Consider the following 17,888-nt stretch of genomic DNA (forward strand, 5'->3'; position numbering starts at 1 on the left):
TCTCATCCGGAATACACGAATCACACAGGGAGCAACCGGAATGGGTTCGGTTCGCGTAGCCATCGTCGGCGTGGGCAACTGCGCCGCCTCGCTGGTCCAGGGCGTCGAGTACTACAAGGACGCAGACCCGGACGCCAAGGTCCCGGGCCTGATGCACGTCCAGTTCGGCGAGTACCACGTCGGTGATGTCGAGTTCGTCGCCGCCTTCGACGTCGACGCCAAGAAGGTCGGCCTCGACCTCTCGGACGCCATCGGCGCCAGCGAGAACAACACCATCAAGATCTGCGACGTGCCGAGCAAGGGCGTCACCGTCCAGCGCGGCCACACCCTCGACGGCCTGGGCAAGTACTACCGCCAGACCATCGAGGAGTCCGACGAGACCCCGGTCGACGTCGTCCAGACCCTCAAGGACAAGCAGGTCGACGTTCTCGTCTGCTACCTGCCGGTCGGTTCCGAGGACGCCGCGAAGTTCTACGCGCAGTGCGCCATCGACGCCAAGGTCGCCTTCGTCAACGCTCTTCCGGTCTTCATCGCCGGCACCAAGGAGTGGGCCGACAAGTTCACCGAGGCGGGCGTCCCGATCGTCGGCGACGACATCAAGTCGCAGGTCGGCGCCACCATCACGCACCGCGTGATGGCGAAGCTGTTCGAGGACCGCGGTGTCCGTCTCGAGCGCACGATGCAGCTCAACGTCGGCGGCAACATGGACTTCAAGAACATGTTGGAGCGCGACCGCCTCGAGTCCAAGAAGATCTCGAAGACGCAGGCCGTCACCTCGCAGATCCGCGACCGCGAGATGGGCGAGAACAACGTCCACATCGGCCCGTCGGACTACGTCGCGTGGCTCGACGACCGCAAGTGGGCGTACGTCCGCCTCGAGGGCCGCGCCTTCGGTGACGTCCCGCTGAACCTCGAGTACAAGCTCGAGGTCTGGGACTCCCCGAACTCGGCGGGTGTCATCATCGACGCCCTGCGCGCCGCGAAGATCGCCAAGGACCGCGGCATCGGCGGCCCGATCCTCTCCGCGTCCTCGTACTTCATGAAGTCCCCGCCCGTGCAGTACTTCGACGACGAGGCTTACGAGAACGTCGAGAAGTTCATCAAGGGCGAGGTCGAGCGCTAAAGCTCGTCGCTTGAACGGCTGTTGAGGGTCCCCGGGCAATCCGCCCGGGGACCCTCCTCGTATGTGAGGCTGTGCTCCATGGCTGTCGTCGGTGACCTGCGCGTACTGCTGCGTCTGCGGGACTTCCGGCGGCTGCTCGCCGTGCGGCTGATCTCCCAGGGCGCGGACGGCGTCTATCAGGTGGCCCTCGCCACGTACGTCGTCTTCTCCCCGGAGAAGCAGACCTCACCGGCCGCGATCGCCTCCGCGATGGCGGTGCTGCTCCTGCCGTACTCGCTGATCGGCCCCTTCGCCGGCGTGCTCCTGGACCGCTGGCCGCGCCGTCAGGTTTTTCTCTACGGCAATCTCCTGCGGACCGCTCTCGCCTCGGTGACCGCGCTGCTGATGCTGGGCGGCGTGCCCGACTGGCTCTTCTACGCCTCCGCGCTCTGCGTCACGGCCGTCAACCGCTTCGTCCTCGCCGGGCTCTCGGCGGCGCTGCCACGCGTGGTCGACGCCGAGCGCCTGGTGATGGCCAACTCCCTCTCGCCGACCGCGGGGACGCTGGCCGCCACCGCGGGCGGCGGTCTCGCGTTCGCCGTGCGCCTGCTGGGGTCCGACTCGGACGCGGCGGTGGTGATGCTCGGGGCCGCCCTGTACCTCTGCGCGGCACTCGCCTCGCTGCGGATGGCCCGTGAACTCCTCGGTCCGGACCCGGAGCTGATGCGTCCCCGGCTCGGCGCCGCACTGGCCGGTACGGCGCGGGATCTGGTGGCCGGGGTGCGGCATCTGTCGCAGCGGCGCCCCGCGGCCCGCGCGCTCCTCGCGATGACGCTCATGCGGTTCTGCTACGGCGCCCTGTCGGTCATGGTCCTGATGCTCTGCCGGTACGCCTGGTCGTCCTCGGAGTCCGACGGGCTCGCCCTGCTCGGGCTCGCCGTGGGGGTCTCGGGGGCGGGCTTCTTCGTGGCGGCCGTGGTGACGCCGTGGGCGGTTAACCGGCTGACGGCCGGCGGCTGGATCATCGCCTGCGCGGGGGCGGCGGCGGTCCTTGAACCGGCGCTCGCCCTCCCCTTCGCACCTGTCCCGCTGCTGATCGCGGCGTTCCTGCTGGGCCTGACGACCCAGGGCGCGAAGATCGCCACGGACACGGTGGTGCAGTCGGCGGTTGACGACAGTTTCCGTGGCCGGATCTTCTCGGTCTACGACGTCCTGTTCAACGTCGCCTTCGTCGGCGCGGCCGGAGTTGCCGCCCTGATGCTGCCGCCTGACGGCCGTTCGGTGCCGCTGGTGGTCACGGTGGCCGTTATCTACGCAGCAATTGCTGCCGCTATGACCAGGTTTGACGCGCAGTAAGTGTCACATCAATGCCACAGAGCCTCTTCGGACTTCAGAGATGTCACCACATCCCTATAACTTACGGACGTCGTATCCGCGCCATCGCGCTTCCGTTCGAGGGGGACCCCCAAGTGACTACTCCGCCCCAGGGCCAGAATCCGTACGGCCAGGGCGTGCAGCCGCCGCACCCCGGCCAGCCGGCACAGCCCGGCCAGCCCGGTGTTCCGCCGCAGCAGCCCTACCCGCCGTACAACCAGGGGGCGCCGGTTCCTCCCCCGGCTGCTCCGAGCGGCGGTGGGCGAGGCAAGAAGCTGGCCCTGCGGATCGGTGGCGTCATCGTCGTCGGCATCCTCATCGCTGTCGGCAAGTTCTACTTGGGCAAGAGCGACGCCGAGACCACCGCCGTCGGTGACTGCCTGCACAACAAGGGCACGCAGTCGCAGCCGGATCTGAAGAACACCGACTGCTCCTCCAGTGACTCCGAGTTCGAGGTCATCGAGAAGTTCGACGACACGAGCAGCGTCAGCAAGTGCGACACGGTGAAGGGGACCGAGGTCTCCTACTACCAGACCGGTGGCGGCCACGATGTGGTGCTCTGCCTGAAGACCACCAAGTAACGGCATACGCGAAGGGGCACTGTTTCACGTGAAACAGTGCCCCTTCGCATGTCCGGATGCGGTGCGATGTTTCACGTGAAACATCGCATCGAGCCGCATCTCACTCCTGTGCGGCCCACCACTCCTTGAGCGCCGCGATCGCCGCGTCGCGCTCCATCGGCCCGTTCTCCAGCCGCAGCTCCAGCAGGAACTTGTAGGCCTGACCGATCACCGGTCCCGGCCGTACATTCAGGACCTGCATGATCTCGTTGCCGTCCAGGTCGGGGCGGATCGAGTCCAGCTCCTCCTGCTCCTGAAGCCGCGCGATGCGCTCCTCCAAGCCGTCGTACGCACGCGAGAGCGCGTTGGCCTTGCGCTTGTTGCGCGTCGTGCAGTCGGACCTGGTCAGCTTGTGCAGCCGACTGAGGAGGGGCCCCGCGTCGCGTACGTAGCGGCGTACGGCCGAGTCCGTCCACTCGCCCGTCCCGTAGCCGTGGAAGCGCAGGTGCAGCTCCACCAGGCGCGAGACGTCCTTCACGAGCTCGTTCGAGTACTTGAGCTCCGTCATCCGCTTCTTGGTCATCTTGGCGCCCACCACCTCGTGGTGGTGGAAGGAGACCCGGCCGTCGTCCTCGAAGCGCCGCGTCCGCGGCTTCCCGATGTCGTGCAGCAGCGCCGCGAGCCGCAGCGTCAGGTCCGGACCGTCCTCCTCCAGCGCCATCGCCTGCTCAAGGACGATCAGCGAGTGGTCGTAGACGTCCTTGTGGCGGTGGTGCTCGTCACTCTCCAGACGCAGCGCCGGAAGCTCGGGCAGTACGCGGTCGGCGATGCCCGTGTCGACAAGTAGAGCAAGTCCCTTCGCCGGGTTCGGCGAGAGGATCAGCTTGTTCAATTCGTCACGGACGCGCTCAGCGGAGACGATGTCGATGCGCTCGGCCATCGCCTTCATCGCGGCGACGACATCCGCGGCCACCTCGAAGTCCAGCTGCGCGGCGAACCGCGCGGCCCGCATCATGCGCAGCGGGTCGTCGGAGAAGGAGTCCTCCGGGGCGCCAGGAGTACGCAGGACACGCTCCGCCAGGTCCTCCAGGCCCCCGTGCGGGTCGACGAACTCCTTCTCGGGGAGAGCGACGGCCATCGCGTTGACGGTGAAGTCACGGCGTACGAGGTCTTCCTCGATGGAGTCGCCGTACGACACCTCGGGCTTGCGCGAGGTCCTGTCGTACGCCTCGGACCGATAGGTCGTGACCTCGATCTGGTAGCCGTCCTTCTGGCTCCCGACCGTGCCGAAGGCGATCCCGACCTCCCACACCGAGTCCGCCCAGGGCCTGACGATCTTCAGGACGTCCTCGGGGCGGGCGTCGGTCGTGAAGTCCAGGTCATTGCCGAGCCGGCCAAGGAGCGCGTCTCTGACCGACCCACCGACCAGGGCGAGGGAGAACCCGGCCTCCTGGAAACGGCGGGCAAGGTCGTCCGCGACAGGGGACACACGCAGCAGTTCGCTGACCGCGCGGCGCTGCACCTGACTCAGTGCGCTGGGAATTTCTTCATTGGCGTTCGGCACAACAGAAAAGGGTACGTGCCCCGGACGCCCGCAGCCGCCCGGTTTTCAGCGGGGCCGCCGGGGCCGCGCGCCCCTCCCCGGCCAGGTCTTCCGATCATGTGGAGCAGTCCGCGGCACTTCGCCACAGCGCACCTCGTTACCATGCGTGGACGCACAACCGACGACCACTGACGACAACGAGGACGGGCAACGCGTGGCCGAGGCGGCAGACTTCCCGGGGACCAGTCCCTCACCTGCCCGCCGGTGGCTGCGGCGAACGGCAGCGTTGCTGGCTGGGGCTCCATTGCTGACCGGCATGCTGCAGCTGTCGGCGGCGCCGACCGCGCACGCCGCGGCACCGAGCGCGGCGGCGGACGCCACCGGTTCGAACACCGTGGACGTCTCGCTCAACAAACTCACACCCACCGCCCCGTCGGACGGTGACACGCTCACCGTCTCCGGCACCGTCACCAACGAGGGCAAGCAGACGGTAGCGGGAGCCACGGTCGGGCTGCGCCTGGGGCCGGTCCTGAACGGCCGGAGCCAGATCGACTCCGCCGCCAAGCGCACCGGCTACCAGTCGGGCGCCGACGGCACGGAGATCGGCGGCAAGTACGTCAAGAAGTTCTCCAAGCTCGCCCCCGGCATCCGCCAGGACTTCAGCATCTCCGTCCCGGTCAAGGCCCTGGACCTCGGCGCCGACGGCGTCTACCAGCTCGGTGTCTCACTCTCGGGCCGGACCACCACCCAGCCCTGGTCCCAGGTGCTCGGCTTCGAGCGGACCTTCCTTCCGTGGCAGTCGGGCGGCACCGGCACGAAGACCAGGACGACCTATCTGTGGCCGCTCATCTCCACCGCGCACCTCACGGCGGAGACCGGCTCGGACGAGCAGCAGACGCCCGTCTTCACGGACGACGATCTGGCCAAGGAACTCGCTCCCGGCGGTCGCCTGGAGCAGATGCTGGCCCTGGGCCGCCAGCTCGATGTCACCTGGGTCATCGATCCCGACCTGCTGGCCTCGGTCGACGCGATGACGCGGAACTACCGGGTACAGACCGCCGACGGCAAGAGCACCACGGCGGGCAAGGGCCAGGCGGTCGCCAAGGACTGGCTCAACAAGCTCGAGCAGACCGTGAAGGACAAGCAGGACAAGAAGGTCGTCGCCCTGCCCTTCGCCGATCCCGACCTGGCCTCGCTCGCCCACAACGGCAAGACCGTCACCGGCTCCCTGGGCCAGCTCAAGGACGCCACCGACGCGGGGGCGCTGGCCGTGGAGTCCATCCTCCACGTCAAGCCGCAGTCGGACTTCGCGTGGCCCGTGGACGGTGCCCTCGATCCGTCGATCGTCGATGTCTCCACCTCCGCCGGCGCCCACACGGTGATCGCCCGGAGCGACAGCCTGCGTGACTCCAGCGCGCTGCCGTACACGCCCAACGCCGCCCGGCCCATCGGCGGCGGCACGACGGCCGTGGTGGCCGACGCACGCCTCTCCACGGCCTTCCAGGGCGACATGACGGGGGCCGAGAACTCCACGCTCGCCGTGCAGCAGTTCCTCGCCCAGAGCCTGATGGTCACGCTGCAGGATCCGGACAAGCAGCGCACCGTCGTCGTCGCCCCGCAGCGCATGCCGTCCGCCAGCCAGGCCCAGTCGATGGCGAAGGCGCTGACCGCCCTCTCCGACGAGCGCTGGTCGGAGTCGCAGGACCTATCGGCGGCGGCCAAGGCGAAGCCGGACCCGCGGGCCACGACCCAGGTGCCCTCGACCGGTGCCTATCCGGCGTCGCTGCGCAAGCAGGAGCTGCCGAAGTCGGCCTTCAAGTCGATTCAGGGAACCCAGAACAAGCTCAACCGCTTCCAGACGATCCTCAGCGAGCCCGACCGCGTCATCACCCCCTTCGGGCGGGCCATAGACCGCGAGATGTCGACGTCCTGGCGGGGCAGGGCCGCCGAGGCCGCGACCTTCCGGGAGGGCGTGGAGAACTACCTGACCACGCTCGTCAAGCAGGTGGCGCTGATCGACAAGTCCGACGCGAAGCTCTCGGGGCGCAGCGCGACGATCCCGGTGACGGTGCAGAACAACCTGGTCCAAGACGTCGATCACATGGTTCTGCGCCTGACCTCGGAGAACCCCACGCGTCTCAAGATCGGCGACAAGGCCTACTGGGAACAGCCGGTGAAGGTCGCGGGCGGGCACGCCCAGTCGGTGAAGTTCACCACCACGGCCAATGCCAACGGCCCGGTCCCGGTATACGCCCAGCTCTACACCGAGGACGGCCAGCCGTACGGCAAGCCGGTCCGCTTCGACGTGAACGTCACCGAGATCACCCTCACCGTGATGCTGGTCATCGCGGGCGGCGTACTGCTCCTCGTGCTCGCCGGATTCCGGATGTACACGCAGCGCAAGCGGGCCGCCCGGCAGCAGGCCGAGGAAGGCCCGGAGGACGGCCCGGACGGCGAGTCCGGCACGGAGTCGGGGGAGGACGACCCCGAGCAGCCGAGTGACCCGACACCGGACACCGCTCCGGAAAGCACCGACCCGTCGGACACGGGTGAGAGAGTGGACCGTTGAGCGATGTCGTGGCCGGTGGGCCCGGGGACGATGAGGTGGGGTAATCCATGAACGCGCCGTACGACGGTGACCGTGGCCAGGGCGCGGGCGGGTCCGGTCCCCCTGAGGACGGGCACGTGCCACCCCAGCCTGCCCCGGACGTGTACCTCCAGGACGCCTACGACCAGGATCCCTACCGGGCACAGGACCTCACCGCCCAGGATCCGGTGACCGAGGCGCTGTACGACCGCGCCGCGCACCCCCCGCCGCCTCCCGGTTACTACCAGGACCCTCAGCCGCTCTACGCCCAGCCGCCCTCCCCGCAGCACGCCCCCGACCCCCGCGTGTGGGCCCAGACCCCGGCCCCCGAACCCGAAGGCCCGACCCGGCACCTCCCGTACGGCGACGACGCCCGTACGACGCAGTTCGTGGGCGTCGACGACCTGGTCACCCAGGCCGGCGAGGAGCGCCACGAGCCGGACGCCTTCGCCCACCTCTTCCGGGACCAGCAGCCCGGCGGCTACCGCGAGCAGTCCGGGGGCTACCAGCAGCAGGACGGCTATCCCCAGGGCAACGGCTACCCGCAGGGCACTGGATACCCGCAGGGCAACGGCTATCCGCAGCAGCCCGGGGGCTACCAGCCCCCCGAGCCCCCGATGGTCCCAGCCCCGGCAGCTCCCCCGACCCCCGCCCCGGCCCCCAAGTCGGGCGGCGGCGGTCGCGCGGCGAGCCTGCTGAAGTCGAGCGCGGTGATGGCCGCGGGCACGCTGGTGTCCCGGCTCACCGGCTTCGCGCGCACCCTGGTCATGGCCGCCGCGATCGGCGTCGGCACCCTCAACGACTCGTACCAGGTCGCCAACGTCCTTCCGACGATGATCTACGTACTCGTCGGCGGCGGCGCCCTGAATGCGGTCTTCATCCCCCAGCTCGTGCGCGCCATGAAGAACGACGACGACGGCGGCGAGGGCTACGCCAACCGCCTCCTGACGCTCGTCATGGTCCTGCTCGCGGGCGTCACCGTCATCTGTGTGGTGGCCGCGCCACTGCTCGTACGCATGATGTCGCCGACGATCGCCGACGACCCCGTCCGGTTGGACGTCACGGTCACCTTCGCGCGCTTCTGCATCCCGACGATGTTCTTCATGGGCGTGCACATCGTGCTCGGCCAGGTCCTCAACGCGCGCGGCCGGTTCGGCGCGATGATGTGGACGCCGGTCCTCAACAACGTCGTGGTCATCGCCACCTTCGGCGCCTTCATCTGGGCCTTCGGCAGCTTCAACTCGACCGACATGGACGCCTCCACCATCACGCCGGAAGGCGCCCGGCTGCTGGGCATCGGGACCCTGCTCGGCCTCGCCGTGCAGGCCCTGGCGATGGTGCCGTACCTGCGCGAGGCGGGATTCAAGATCCGGCTCCGCTTCGACTGGCGCGGTCACGGCCTCGGCAAGGCCGCCCGGCTCGCCAAGTGGACCCTCTTCTTCGTCCTCGCCAACCAGCTCGGCATGGTCGTCGTCACTCAGCTGGCCACCAGCGCGGGCGCGACCGCCGAGGATCTGGGGCACCCCGGCACCGGCATCACCGCGTACAACTACGCGCTGCTGCTGTGGCAGATGCCGCAGGCCATCATCACGGTCTCGGTGATGACCGCGGTGCTGCCCCGCATCTCCCGCTCCGCCAACGACGGAGATCCCGCAGCGGTCCGGGACGACATCTCCTACGGCCTGCGCACCTCGGCCGTGGCGATCGTGCCCTGCGCCTTCGCCTTCGTCGCCCTGGGCGTTCCGATGGCCACCCTGCTCTACGCCAGTTCCGGCTCGGGCGCGCTGAACATCGGCTACACGCTGATGGCCTTCGGCCTCGGCCTGATCCCGTACTCGGTCCAGTACGTCGTCCTGAGGGGCTTCTACGCCTACGAGGACACGCGCACGCCGTTCTACAACACGGTCATCGTGGCGGCCGTCAACGCGTCGGCCTCGGCGGCCTGCTTCTTCGTCCTGCCCGCCCGCTGGGCCGTCGTCGGCATGGCCGCGTCCTACGGCCTCGCCTACGCCGTCGGTGTCGGCGTCGCCTGGAGCCGGCTGCGCAAGCGGCTGGGCGGCGACCTGGACGGCGCACAGGTGGCACGTACGTACACGAGGCTCATCGGGGCGTCGATTCCGGCGGCCCTTCTTGCCGGCGCCGCCGGCTTCGGGATTCTCAAGACTTTGGGCGACGGCGCAGGCGGTTCCCTCATCGCTCTGGTGGTCGGCGGAATCGTCCTCGGCGGCGTCTTCTTCATCGCCGCCCGAAAGATGCGGATTGCGGAGCTCAATTCGATGGTCGGGATGGTCCGCGGCCGTCTCGGACGGTGAGATGCAGGGGTTCGCACAACCATCACCGGCCACCGCGTGTCGTGCATAGCGCCGGACTGTGGGCACAATTGGCTTTGGCGTCTGACGAAGCGCAACGGATGGGGAGGCAGGAACGACGGTGGCGGAACGGAGCACGGCTGCCGTCGACGTGGCAGACAACAGCGGCGATGAGCCGCTGACCGCGAAGGCGGACGAGGCCACGGCCGACGGGGTGGCCCAGACCCGGGAGCGGGAAACGGCAGAAGAAGGCGTAGCGGAGACCGGTGAGCCCACAAGCCCGGGGGCGGCATCACCCCCCGAGCTGCACAGCGGTCACAAGCTCGCCAGACGCTACCGACTCGAAGAATGCGTCACCCGTCTGGACGGTTTCAGCAGCTGGCGTGCGGTGGACGAGAAGCTCCGCCGGGCCGTCGGCGTGCATCTGCTGCCCGCCGACCATCCGCGGGCACGATCGGTCCTCGCAGCGGCCCGCTCGTCGGCGCTGCTCGGCGACCCCCGCTTCGTGCACGTCCTGGACGCGGTCGAGGAGAACGACCTCGTCTATGTGGTGCACGAGTGGCTGCCCGACGCCACGGAACTCACCGCGCTGCTCGCCGCGGGCCCTCTTGAGGCGCACGACGCGTACCAGCTCGTCAGTCAGGTCGCCCAGGCCATGGCGGCCGCTCACCGCGAGGGTCTCGCCCACCTGCGGCTGACCCCGAGCGCGGTCCTGCGGACGTCCTCCGGGCAGTACCGCATCCGCGGTCTCGCCGTGAACGCGGCGCTGCGCGGCATCAGCTCCGACACCCCGCAGCGCACGGACACCGAAGCGATCGGCGCGCTGCTGTACGCCTCACTGACCCAGCGCTGGCCGTACGAGGACGATGCCTACGGCCTCTCCGGACTGCCCAAGGGCGTCGGCCTGATCGCCCCCGACCAGGTGCGCGCGGGCGTGCACAGGGGCCTGTCCGAGCTCGCCATGCGCGCGCTCGTGAACGACGGTGCGACCGCCTCCCGCCAGGAGCCGCCGTGCACGACGCCGGAGGAGCTGGTGAAGGCGATCGGTGAGATGCCGCGCATCCGCCCGCCGGAGCCCGCGTTCACCGCACCGCCCGAGTACCAGCGCACGACCTATCAGCAGGGCACCTACGGCCGCACCACGCCCCGCCCGGGCGTCACCCAGCCCGTTGCGACCCCGCCGCCCCCGCTGCAGAGCCGTACGGGCAAGGCCCTCAAGTGGGCCGTGTCCGCGCTGCTCATCGCAGCCCTGGGTCTTGGCAGCTGGCAGCTGGCGGACGCACTGATGGACCGGAAGAACTCCGATGACCCCGGCAGCGCGGACACCTCCGACGAAGGCGACAAGAGCAAGCCGAAGACCGCTCATCCGATCAAGATCGCGAAGGGCGAGGAGTACTCCCTCGACGGCAACCCGCAGGATCTTGAGGGCGTCCCCAACACCTACGACGGCGACGACTCGACGTACTGGCGGTCCAAGAGCTTCATAGAGGGCCCCGAGCTGGCCCCGTACAAGCCCGGCGTCGGTATCGTCTACGACCTTGGCAAGGAGGAGCACGTGTCGACCGCGTCGCTCGGGCTCCGATACCCCGGCGACCACACGACGGTCGAGCTGTATGCCGCGGACTCGATGTCCTCGTCGACGCCCCCGACCTCGATGAAGAAGATCGGGACCGTCACCACCACGGGCACGACTGCGAAGATCAAGGCGAAGAAACCCGTCACGACGCAGTACGTACTCGTCTGGATCACGGATGTACCGAAGTCGCCCCGTGATGAGTACAGCAGCTCCGGGTACAAGCAGGCCATCACGGACGTGAAGTTCGCGGGCTGAGGCCGAGGCTCACCGGGGGAGGGGGGTTCGACGGTGGACGACACCACGCACGGCGAGATGAACGACCAGGAACTCCTGGCCCGCCACGTGGAAGGGGACAAGGACGCCTTCGGCGAGCTCGTCCGGCGCCACCGCGACCGCCTGTGGGCCGTGGCCCTGCGCACGCTGGGAGACCGCGAGGAGGCCGCTGACGCCGTCCAGGACGCCTTGGTCTCCGCCTACCGTGCCGCGCACACCTTCCGCGGACAGTCGGCCGTCACGACGTGGCTGCACCGGATCACCGTGAACGCCTGCCTCGACCGGGCACGCAAGGCGGCCTCCCGCAAGACCTCCCCCATCGACGACACCGAACGGCTCGAGCAGCTCCTGGAGCCGCACGAGTCCGCGGCGGCCCCCGTCGAGCGCGGCGATCTGCACCGCGAGCTCGTCGAGGCACTGGGCACGCTGCCGCACGACCAGCGCGCCGCCCTCGTCCTGGTGGACATGCAGGGCTATCCGGTCGCCGAGGCCGCCCGTGTGCTCGATGTACCCACCGGCACCGTGAAGAGCCGCTGCGCACGCGGCAGAGCAAGACTGCTGCCGCTGCTCACCCACCTGCGTACGGAGCCCCGTATTCAGAGTGGAGACGGCGCCACCGACAAGGACGGCAAGAAGTCGGGCCCGGGAAGGAACCGGACGCAGGGGACATCCGTCCCACCTGCAGCGGGACCACGGGATGCGGGACCAAGCGATTCAGCTGCTGTGAAGGGCGGAGGTGGGCGAGCGTGACAACCACGACCGACTCGGCCGAGCACCCAGAAGTCGCTGAGATCTCCGACCTCACAGAGGGCCTGCTCACCCCCTCCCGAACCGTCGACGTCCGACGCCACCTGGACGACTGCACGCTCTGTGCCGATGTCTACGACTCCCTGGAAGAGATCCGCGGCATGCTCGGCACGCTGCCGGGGCCGCCACGGATGCCGGCCGACATCGCCGGGCGTATCGACGCGGCACTGGCGGCGGAAGCACTGCTGGACTCCATCGCGCCCGGCTCCGTCGAGCTGATCGATCCGGAGCCGGTACGCGAGCCCGCAGCCACTGTGCGTGTTTCACGTGAAACAACGCCCGCCTCCAGCCCGCCCGCAGACCGGCCCGCCGGCCACCCCCGTGCCGCCACGGGGCCCGGACGCGGCGGCAGGTTCCGGAACGGCCGTCGGCGCAACGTCGTACTCGGTGCCGTCTTCACGGCGGCCGCCATCGGCCTCGGTTCCTTGTTGATACAGAACGTGGGCGGCGACTCGGGCGGTAACGGCGACACGGCATCGGGCCACTCCGACTCCGCGCACGCCTTCTCCGAGGGCACGCTCAAGGGCCAAGTGACCGACCTACTCGCCAAGGCCCCCACGACGGCGCCCGAGTCCGGCAGCAGCGACAAGCCGTCCTTCGACGTGCGCTCCAGCCCGGAGTCCCCGAAGGACAAGACCGTGCCGAAGCGCGAGCCCACGGTCACCGTCCCGCAGTGCATCCAGCTCGGCATCGGCGACCGCACACCGCTCGCCGCCGAAGAGGGCACTTACCAGGGGAAGGACGCCTACCTCGTCGTGGCGTCCCATGACTCCGACAGCACGAAGGTCTCCGCGTACGTCATCGACGCGACGTGCGTGGACAAGGCGTCCTCGGCCACCGCTGCGGGCAAGGTACTGCTGACCAACTCCTACACGCGGCCCTGACCATCTCGCCGCCGCGGCGGTGGACTCGGCCCAGCGTGGCATCCTGACGTCCCTGACATGCTTCCGTGCGCTCGGACACGTCGGGAATGCACGCCCCGTAGGATCCGTTGGGTGGGGTGAGAGACCTGAGACAGGCACCCACCAGCAGTACGCAGCAGTCTCCAGAGACGAGGAATCAAGCCGTGACCGACGTCCGTAACGTGATCATCATCGGCTCCGGGCCCGCCGGCTACACGGCGGCGCTCTACACCGCGCGAGCGTCGCTGAAGCCCCTGGTGTTCGAGGGCGCCGTCACCGCAGGCGGTGCGCTGATGAACACCACCGAGGTGGAGAACTTCCCCGGCTTCCAGGACGGCGTCATGGGCCCCGAGCTCATGGACAACATGCGGGCCCAGGCGGAGCGCTTCGGCGCCGAGCTGGTGCCGGACGATGTGATCTCCGTCGACCTCAGCGGCGAGATCAAGACCGTGACGGACACGGCGGGCACCGTGCACCGCGCGAAGACCGTGATCGTGACCACGGGCTCCCAGCACCGCAAGCTCGGCCTGCCGAACGAGGACGCGCTCTCCGGCCGCGGCGTCTCCTGGTGCGCGACCTGTGACGGCTTCTTCTTCAAGGACCAGGACATCGCCGTGATCGGCGGCGGCGACACCGCGATGGAGGAGGCCACCTTCCTCTCCCGCTTCGCCAAGTCCGTGACGATCGTGCACCGCCGCGACAGCCTGCGTGCGTCCAAGGCGATGCAGGAGCGCGCACTGGCCGACCCGAAGATCAGCTTCATCTGGGACAGCGAGGTCGCCGAGATCAAGGGCGAGCAGAAGCTCTCCGGACTGACGCTGCGCAACCTGAAGACGGGCGAGACCTCCGAGCTGCCCGTGACCGGCCTGTTCATCGCCATCGGCCACGACCCGCGCACGGAGCTCTTCAAGGGCCAGCTCACGTTGGACGACGAGGGCTACCTGAAGGTGGACGCGCCCTCGACGCGGACGAACGTGCCCGGTGTCTTCGCCGCCGGTGACGTCGTCGACCACACGTACCGCCAGGCGATCACGGCGGCCGGCACCGGCTGCTCCGCCGCCCTCGACTCCGAGCGGTTCCTCGCTGCCCTCGTGGACAGCGAGACGGCCGCAGCCACCGTCTGACACCCCATCCTCCCCACCGCACCACCAAGTTAAGGAGCCCGCCGTGGCCGGCACTCTGAAGAACGTGACCGACGCCTCCTTCGAGGAAGACGTCCTGAAGAACGACAAGCCCGTCCTGGTGGACTTCTGGGCCGCCTGGTGCGGACCGTGCCGCCAGATCGCCCCGTCGCTCGAGGCGATCGCGGCTGAGCACGGCGACAAGATCGAGATCGTCAAGCTCAACATCGACGAGAACCCGGGCATCGCGGCCAAGTACGGCGTCATGTCCATCCCGACCCTGAACGTGTACCAGGGTGGCGAGGTGGCCAAGACGATCGTCGGCGCCAAGCCGAAGGCTGCTCTGGAGCGCGACCTCGCGGACTTCATCGCCGAGTAGCGAGCAGCGGCGTCGCGACGAGCGACGCGTTGTTTCACGTGAAACACGAATGGGCCAACCCTCCGGGGTTGGCCCATTCGCATGACCGGGGTGATCGCCAGGCGTGAGGGACAGGGTGCGTCAGAGCGGCCGGAGCACGGGCTCCTTCTGCACCGCCCCAAGCAGTCGGTCGAGCGCCAACTCGACGTCCTCCTTCCAGGAGAGCGTCGTACGCAGCTCAAGCCTCAGCCGTGGATACGAGGGGTGCGGACGGACCGTCTTGAAGCCCACCGCCAGTAGATGGTCGGCGGGCAGGACGCAGGCGGGCTTCTCCCATCGCGCATCCCCGAAGGCCTCGATCGCCTTGAACCCGCGGCGCAGCAGATCCTTCGCGACCGTCTGGACGATCACACGGCCGATCCCCTGGCCCTGATAGCCCGGCATGATCCAGGCGGTCATCAGCTGCACGGCATCGGGGGACACGGGGCTCGTCGGAAAGGCGGTGGCGCGCGGCACGTACGCCGGCGGGGCGTAGAGCACGAAGCCGACCGGCACGTCATCGACGTAGACGACTCGGCCGCAGGATCCCCACTCCAGCAGGACGGCGGAGATCCACGCCTCCTTCTCGAGCTCCGGTGTACCGGCCTTTACCGCGGCCTGGCCGCTGACCGGGTCCAGCTCCCAGAAGACACACGTCCGGCAACGCTGGGGAAGGTCCGGAAGGTTGTCCAGCGTGAGCGGTACGAGCCGACGCCCCATGAAGGCTGTTCCTCACTTCCTTCGCCCGCCGCATCACGGGCGGCAGTCAGAGCGCTCCGTTCCTTCAGCAGGCTGCCGACGAATCCGCCGACGGCTCCCAGCCCAAGGCCCGCAGTCATCAGTCCGGTGCGGCTCACCGATCGCATGGCCCCTCCCCTCCCCAGTGAGGTGTCGCCAGCTGGATGCGCCATACCCAATCGCATCGTATCCACGATGCGATTGCACCGATACCGTAAGAAAGCAAAGAGCGGGCCGTGTTCCGGTACACACCGGACACGGCCCGCTCCAGGCGGACTGACTGATGAGGATCAGGCTTCGTCGCCCTCGGACGTGTCGTCCTCGGCGAGTCCGTTCTTCAGGACCGGACCCTCACCCGGGGCGAGCGTCGAGAGGATGCGCTCCAGGTCCTCCAGCGAGGCGAAGTCGACGACGATCTTGCCCTTCTTCTGCCCCAGGTCCACCCTCACCCGGGTCTCGAACCGGTCGGAGAGACGGGTGGCAAGGCTGGTCAGCGACGGCGACACTCGCGCGCCCGCACGCGGCCCCTTGGCCCGCGGAGCACTCTGCGGCCGCGAACCCATGAGGGTCACGATCTCCTCGACGGCCCGCACCGACAGCCCCTCGGCCACGATCCGGTGCGCCAGGCGGTCCTGCTCCTCCGAGTCCTCGACGGACAGCAGAGCACGGGCGTGGCCCGCGGAGAGCACTCCGGCAGCGACCCTGCGCTGAACCCCCGGCGACAGCTTCAGCAGCCGCAGGGTGTTCGAGACCTGCGGGCGGGAACGGCCGATCCGGTCCGCCAGCTGGTCGTGCGTGCAGTTGAAGTCCCTGAGCAGCTGGTCGTAGGCGGCAGCCTCTTCCAGCGGGTTCAGCTGCGCACGGTGCAGGTTCTCCAGGAGCGCGTCCAGGAGGAGCTTCTCGTCGTCCGTCGCGCGGACGATCGACGGAATGCGCTCGAGCCCTGCCTCCCGGCAGGCCCGCCAGCGCCGCTCGCCCATGATGAGCTCGTAGCGCGAGGGCCCTACCTGCCGTACGACGACGGGCTGGAGAAGCCCGACCTCCTTGATGGAGGTCACGAGCTCGGCGAGGGCGTCCTCGTCGAAGACCTCACGGGGCTGCCTCGGGTTCGGCGTGATGAAGTCGAGAGGCAGCTCGGCGAAGTGCGCACCGGCCGGGTTCTCCTCGACCTCCACCGCCCCGTTCGGCGGCTGCTCCGTTTCATGTGAAACGGGGCTTTGCGGGAGCGCCGTCACCTTCGCGGCCGCCACACCCCGCTCGGCGGTGAGTACCGGTACAGCACCGGGCGAAGCCGAAGCTCCGCTCATGGCCTGGGCGGTCGACTTCTCCGTCGGGGCCGCAGGGATCAGGGCGCCGAGGCCACGACCCAGCCCTCTCCGTCGCTCGCTCACTGCATCCCCTCCGTCGTGCTGTGCTGATCATTCTGAGCGCCCATGTGGGCGTGCTGGACGTCGTAGCGAATGCCGACGCCGCGGAGCGCGATCTCCCGTGCCGCCTCGAAGTACGAGAGGGCACCGCTGGATCCCGGATCGTAGGTGAGCACGGTCTGGCCGTAGCTCGGCGCCTCGGAGATGCGGACCGAGCGGGGAATGCTCGTCCGCAGGACCTCTTCACCGAAGTGGGTGCGCACCTCGTCCGCCACCTGTGAGGCGAGCCGGGTCCGGCCGTCGTACATGGTGAGCAGGATCGTCGAGACGTGCAGGTGGGGGTTGAGGTGCCCCCGCACCAGGTCGACGTTGCGCAGGAGCTGACCGAGGCCTTCCAGTGCGTAGTACTCGCACTGAATGGGGATCAGCACCTCCGCGCCGGCAACCAGGGCGTTGACCGTCAGCAGTCCCAGCGACGGCGGGCAGTCGATGAGGATGTAGTCCAGCGGCTGCTCGTACGCCTGGATCGCCCGCTGGAGTCGGCTCTCCCGTGCCACCAACGACACCAACTCGATCTCCGCACCGGCGAGATCGATGGTGGCCGGGGCGCAGAAGAGTCCTTCGACATCGGGGACCGGTTGCACGACTTCCGAGAGCGGCCGGCTGTCGATCAACACGTCGTAGATCGACGGCACTTCCGCGTGGTGGTCGATACCCAGAGCCGTGGAGGCGTTGCCCTGCGGGTCGAGGTCGATGACCAGGACGCGCGCGCCGTGCAGAGCGAGTGAAGCGGCGAGGTTGACGGTTGTCGTCGTCTTGCCCACTCCACCCTTCTGGTTGGCAACCACCATGACTCGGGTCTGCTCGGGTCGTGGCAGGCCCTCGCCTGCACGGCCCAGGGCTTCCACCGCCAGTTGGGCAGCACGACCGATAGGGGTGTCGTCCATCGGGGGCGGTGTTTCACGTGAAACATCCTCCCCCGCCGACTCGGTACGGGGACCGGGGACCGGATCGGTCATCGGTCCCGCGATGTTGGCGTCGGACCGCAAGGATTCACTCTCCTCGACTTCAGGCTCGCAATGAACAGAGCCTCCCATGCTTTGAGGTTCGTGAACCAGCGAGGCCCGGTCTTCTGTGGACGAATCCACCTCTGTGGACAACTCCGTCCCCTTGTCGAGGGAACCGAGTGGCCGCCGGTCGCGAGGTTCCGCAGCGCGGCCGCGACTGATGAT

The 17,888-nt window shown here is 68.8% G+C and carries 14 protein-coding genes; 10 read left to right on the top strand and 4 right to left on the bottom strand.

Going from position 1 to position 17,888, the window contains the following annotated elements; genetic code table 11:
• Nucleotides 1-40: 40 nt before the first annotated feature.
• The 3 genes from ACIGXX_RS13800 (at nt 41) to ACIGXX_RS13810 (ending at nt 3,057) form a co-directional block, all read left to right on the top strand.
• Nucleotides 41-1,123, top strand: a complete 1,083-nt coding sequence (locus tag ACIGXX_RS13800) for an inositol-3-phosphate synthase (RefSeq protein ID WP_351169207.1) — start codon at nt 41-43, stop codon at nt 1,121-1,123.
• A 78-nt stretch (nt 1,124-1,201) separates the two neighbouring features.
• Nucleotides 1,202-2,458 (top strand): MFS transporter, encoded by a 1,257-nt coding sequence (locus ACIGXX_RS13805; protein WP_361472701.1) that lies wholly within the window; start codon nt 1,202-1,204, stop codon nt 2,456-2,458.
• 113 nt (nt 2,459-2,571) lie between these two features.
• The gene (locus ACIGXX_RS13810) at nt 2,572-3,057 is read left to right on the top strand and encodes a hypothetical protein (protein WP_351169201.1); all 486 of its coding nucleotides are present in this window, start codon (nt 2,572-2,574) and stop codon (nt 3,055-3,057) included.
• A 100-nt stretch (nt 3,058-3,157) separates the two neighbouring features.
• Here ACIGXX_RS13810 and ACIGXX_RS13815 read toward each other — a convergent pair whose 3' ends face one another.
• A complete protein-coding gene (locus ACIGXX_RS13815) occupies nt 3,158-4,600 on the bottom strand; it encodes a CCA tRNA nucleotidyltransferase (protein WP_361472706.1) in 1,443 nt (480 codons plus the stop codon).
• A 193-nt stretch (nt 4,601-4,793) separates the two neighbouring features.
• On the opposite strand from ACIGXX_RS13815, the gene ACIGXX_RS13820 reads away from it, so the two are divergent.
• The 7 genes from ACIGXX_RS13820 to trxA all read left to right on the top strand — a co-directional run bounded on the left by ACIGXX_RS13820 (nt 4,794) and on the right by trxA (nt 14,533).
• The gene (locus ACIGXX_RS13820; protein WP_399975993.1) at nt 4,794-7,148 is read left to right on the top strand and encodes a DUF6049 family protein; all 2,355 of its coding nucleotides are present in this window, start codon (nt 4,794-4,796) and stop codon (nt 7,146-7,148) included.
• A gap of 47 nt (nt 7,149-7,195) precedes the next feature.
• Nucleotides 7,196-9,478 carry a murein biosynthesis integral membrane protein MurJ gene (gene murJ, locus ACIGXX_RS13825; RefSeq protein ID WP_399975492.1) on the top strand — a complete coding sequence of 761 codons (2,283 nt, stop codon included), beginning with the start codon at nt 7,196-7,198 and terminating at the stop codon, nt 9,476-9,478.
• 118 nt (nt 9,479-9,596) lie between these two features.
• The gene (locus ACIGXX_RS13830; RefSeq protein ID WP_399975495.1) at nt 9,597-11,306 is read left to right on the top strand and encodes a protein kinase family protein; all 1,710 of its coding nucleotides are present in this window, start codon (nt 9,597-9,599) and stop codon (nt 11,304-11,306) included.
• A 33-nt stretch (nt 11,307-11,339) separates the two neighbouring features.
• A complete protein-coding gene (gene sigM / locus ACIGXX_RS13835; RefSeq protein ID WP_399975499.1) occupies nt 11,340-12,074 on the top strand; it encodes an RNA polymerase sigma factor SigM in 735 nt (244 codons plus the stop codon).
• Nucleotides 12,071-13,015, top strand: coding sequence for a hypothetical protein (locus tag ACIGXX_RS13840; protein WP_399975502.1), 945 nt, complete (start codon nt 12,071-12,073; stop codon nt 13,013-13,015). Before sigM ends, ACIGXX_RS13840 begins: the two co-directional genes overlap by 4 nt.
• Before the next feature lie 182 nt (nt 13,016-13,197).
• Nucleotides 13,198-14,157 (top strand): thioredoxin-disulfide reductase, encoded by a 960-nt coding sequence (gene trxB, locus ACIGXX_RS13845; RefSeq protein ID WP_351169183.1) that lies wholly within the window; start codon nt 13,198-13,200, stop codon nt 14,155-14,157.
• A gap of 43 nt (nt 14,158-14,200) precedes the next feature.
• The gene (gene trxA / locus ACIGXX_RS13850) at nt 14,201-14,533 is read left to right on the top strand and encodes a thioredoxin (RefSeq protein WP_135332065.1); all 333 of its coding nucleotides are present in this window, start codon (nt 14,201-14,203) and stop codon (nt 14,531-14,533) included.
• A 120-nt stretch (nt 14,534-14,653) separates the two neighbouring features.
• Here the strand turns inward: trxA and ACIGXX_RS13855 are convergent, their stop codons facing one another.
• The 3 genes from ACIGXX_RS13855 to ACIGXX_RS13865 form a co-directional block, all read right to left on the bottom strand.
• Complete coding sequence (locus ACIGXX_RS13855) at nt 14,654-15,271, bottom strand: GNAT family N-acetyltransferase (protein WP_160506106.1); 618 nt, start codon at nt 15,269-15,271, stop codon at nt 14,654-14,656.
• A gap of 308 nt (nt 15,272-15,579) precedes the next feature.
• Nucleotides 15,580-16,680, bottom strand: a complete 1,101-nt coding sequence (locus ACIGXX_RS13860; RefSeq protein WP_399975507.1) for a ParB/RepB/Spo0J family partition protein — start codon at nt 16,678-16,680, stop codon at nt 15,580-15,582.
• Nucleotides 16,677-17,753, bottom strand: a complete 1,077-nt coding sequence (locus tag ACIGXX_RS13865) for a ParA family protein (protein WP_351169253.1) — start codon at nt 17,751-17,753, stop codon at nt 16,677-16,679. Before ACIGXX_RS13865 ends, ACIGXX_RS13860 begins: the two co-directional genes overlap by 4 nt.
• Nucleotides 17,754-17,888: the final 135 nt, after the last annotated feature.

The organism is Streptomyces sp. NPDC055243, from assembly GCF_044544025.1.
Classification (GTDB): domain Bacteria; phylum Actinomycetota; class Actinomycetes; order Streptomycetales; family Streptomycetaceae; genus Streptomyces.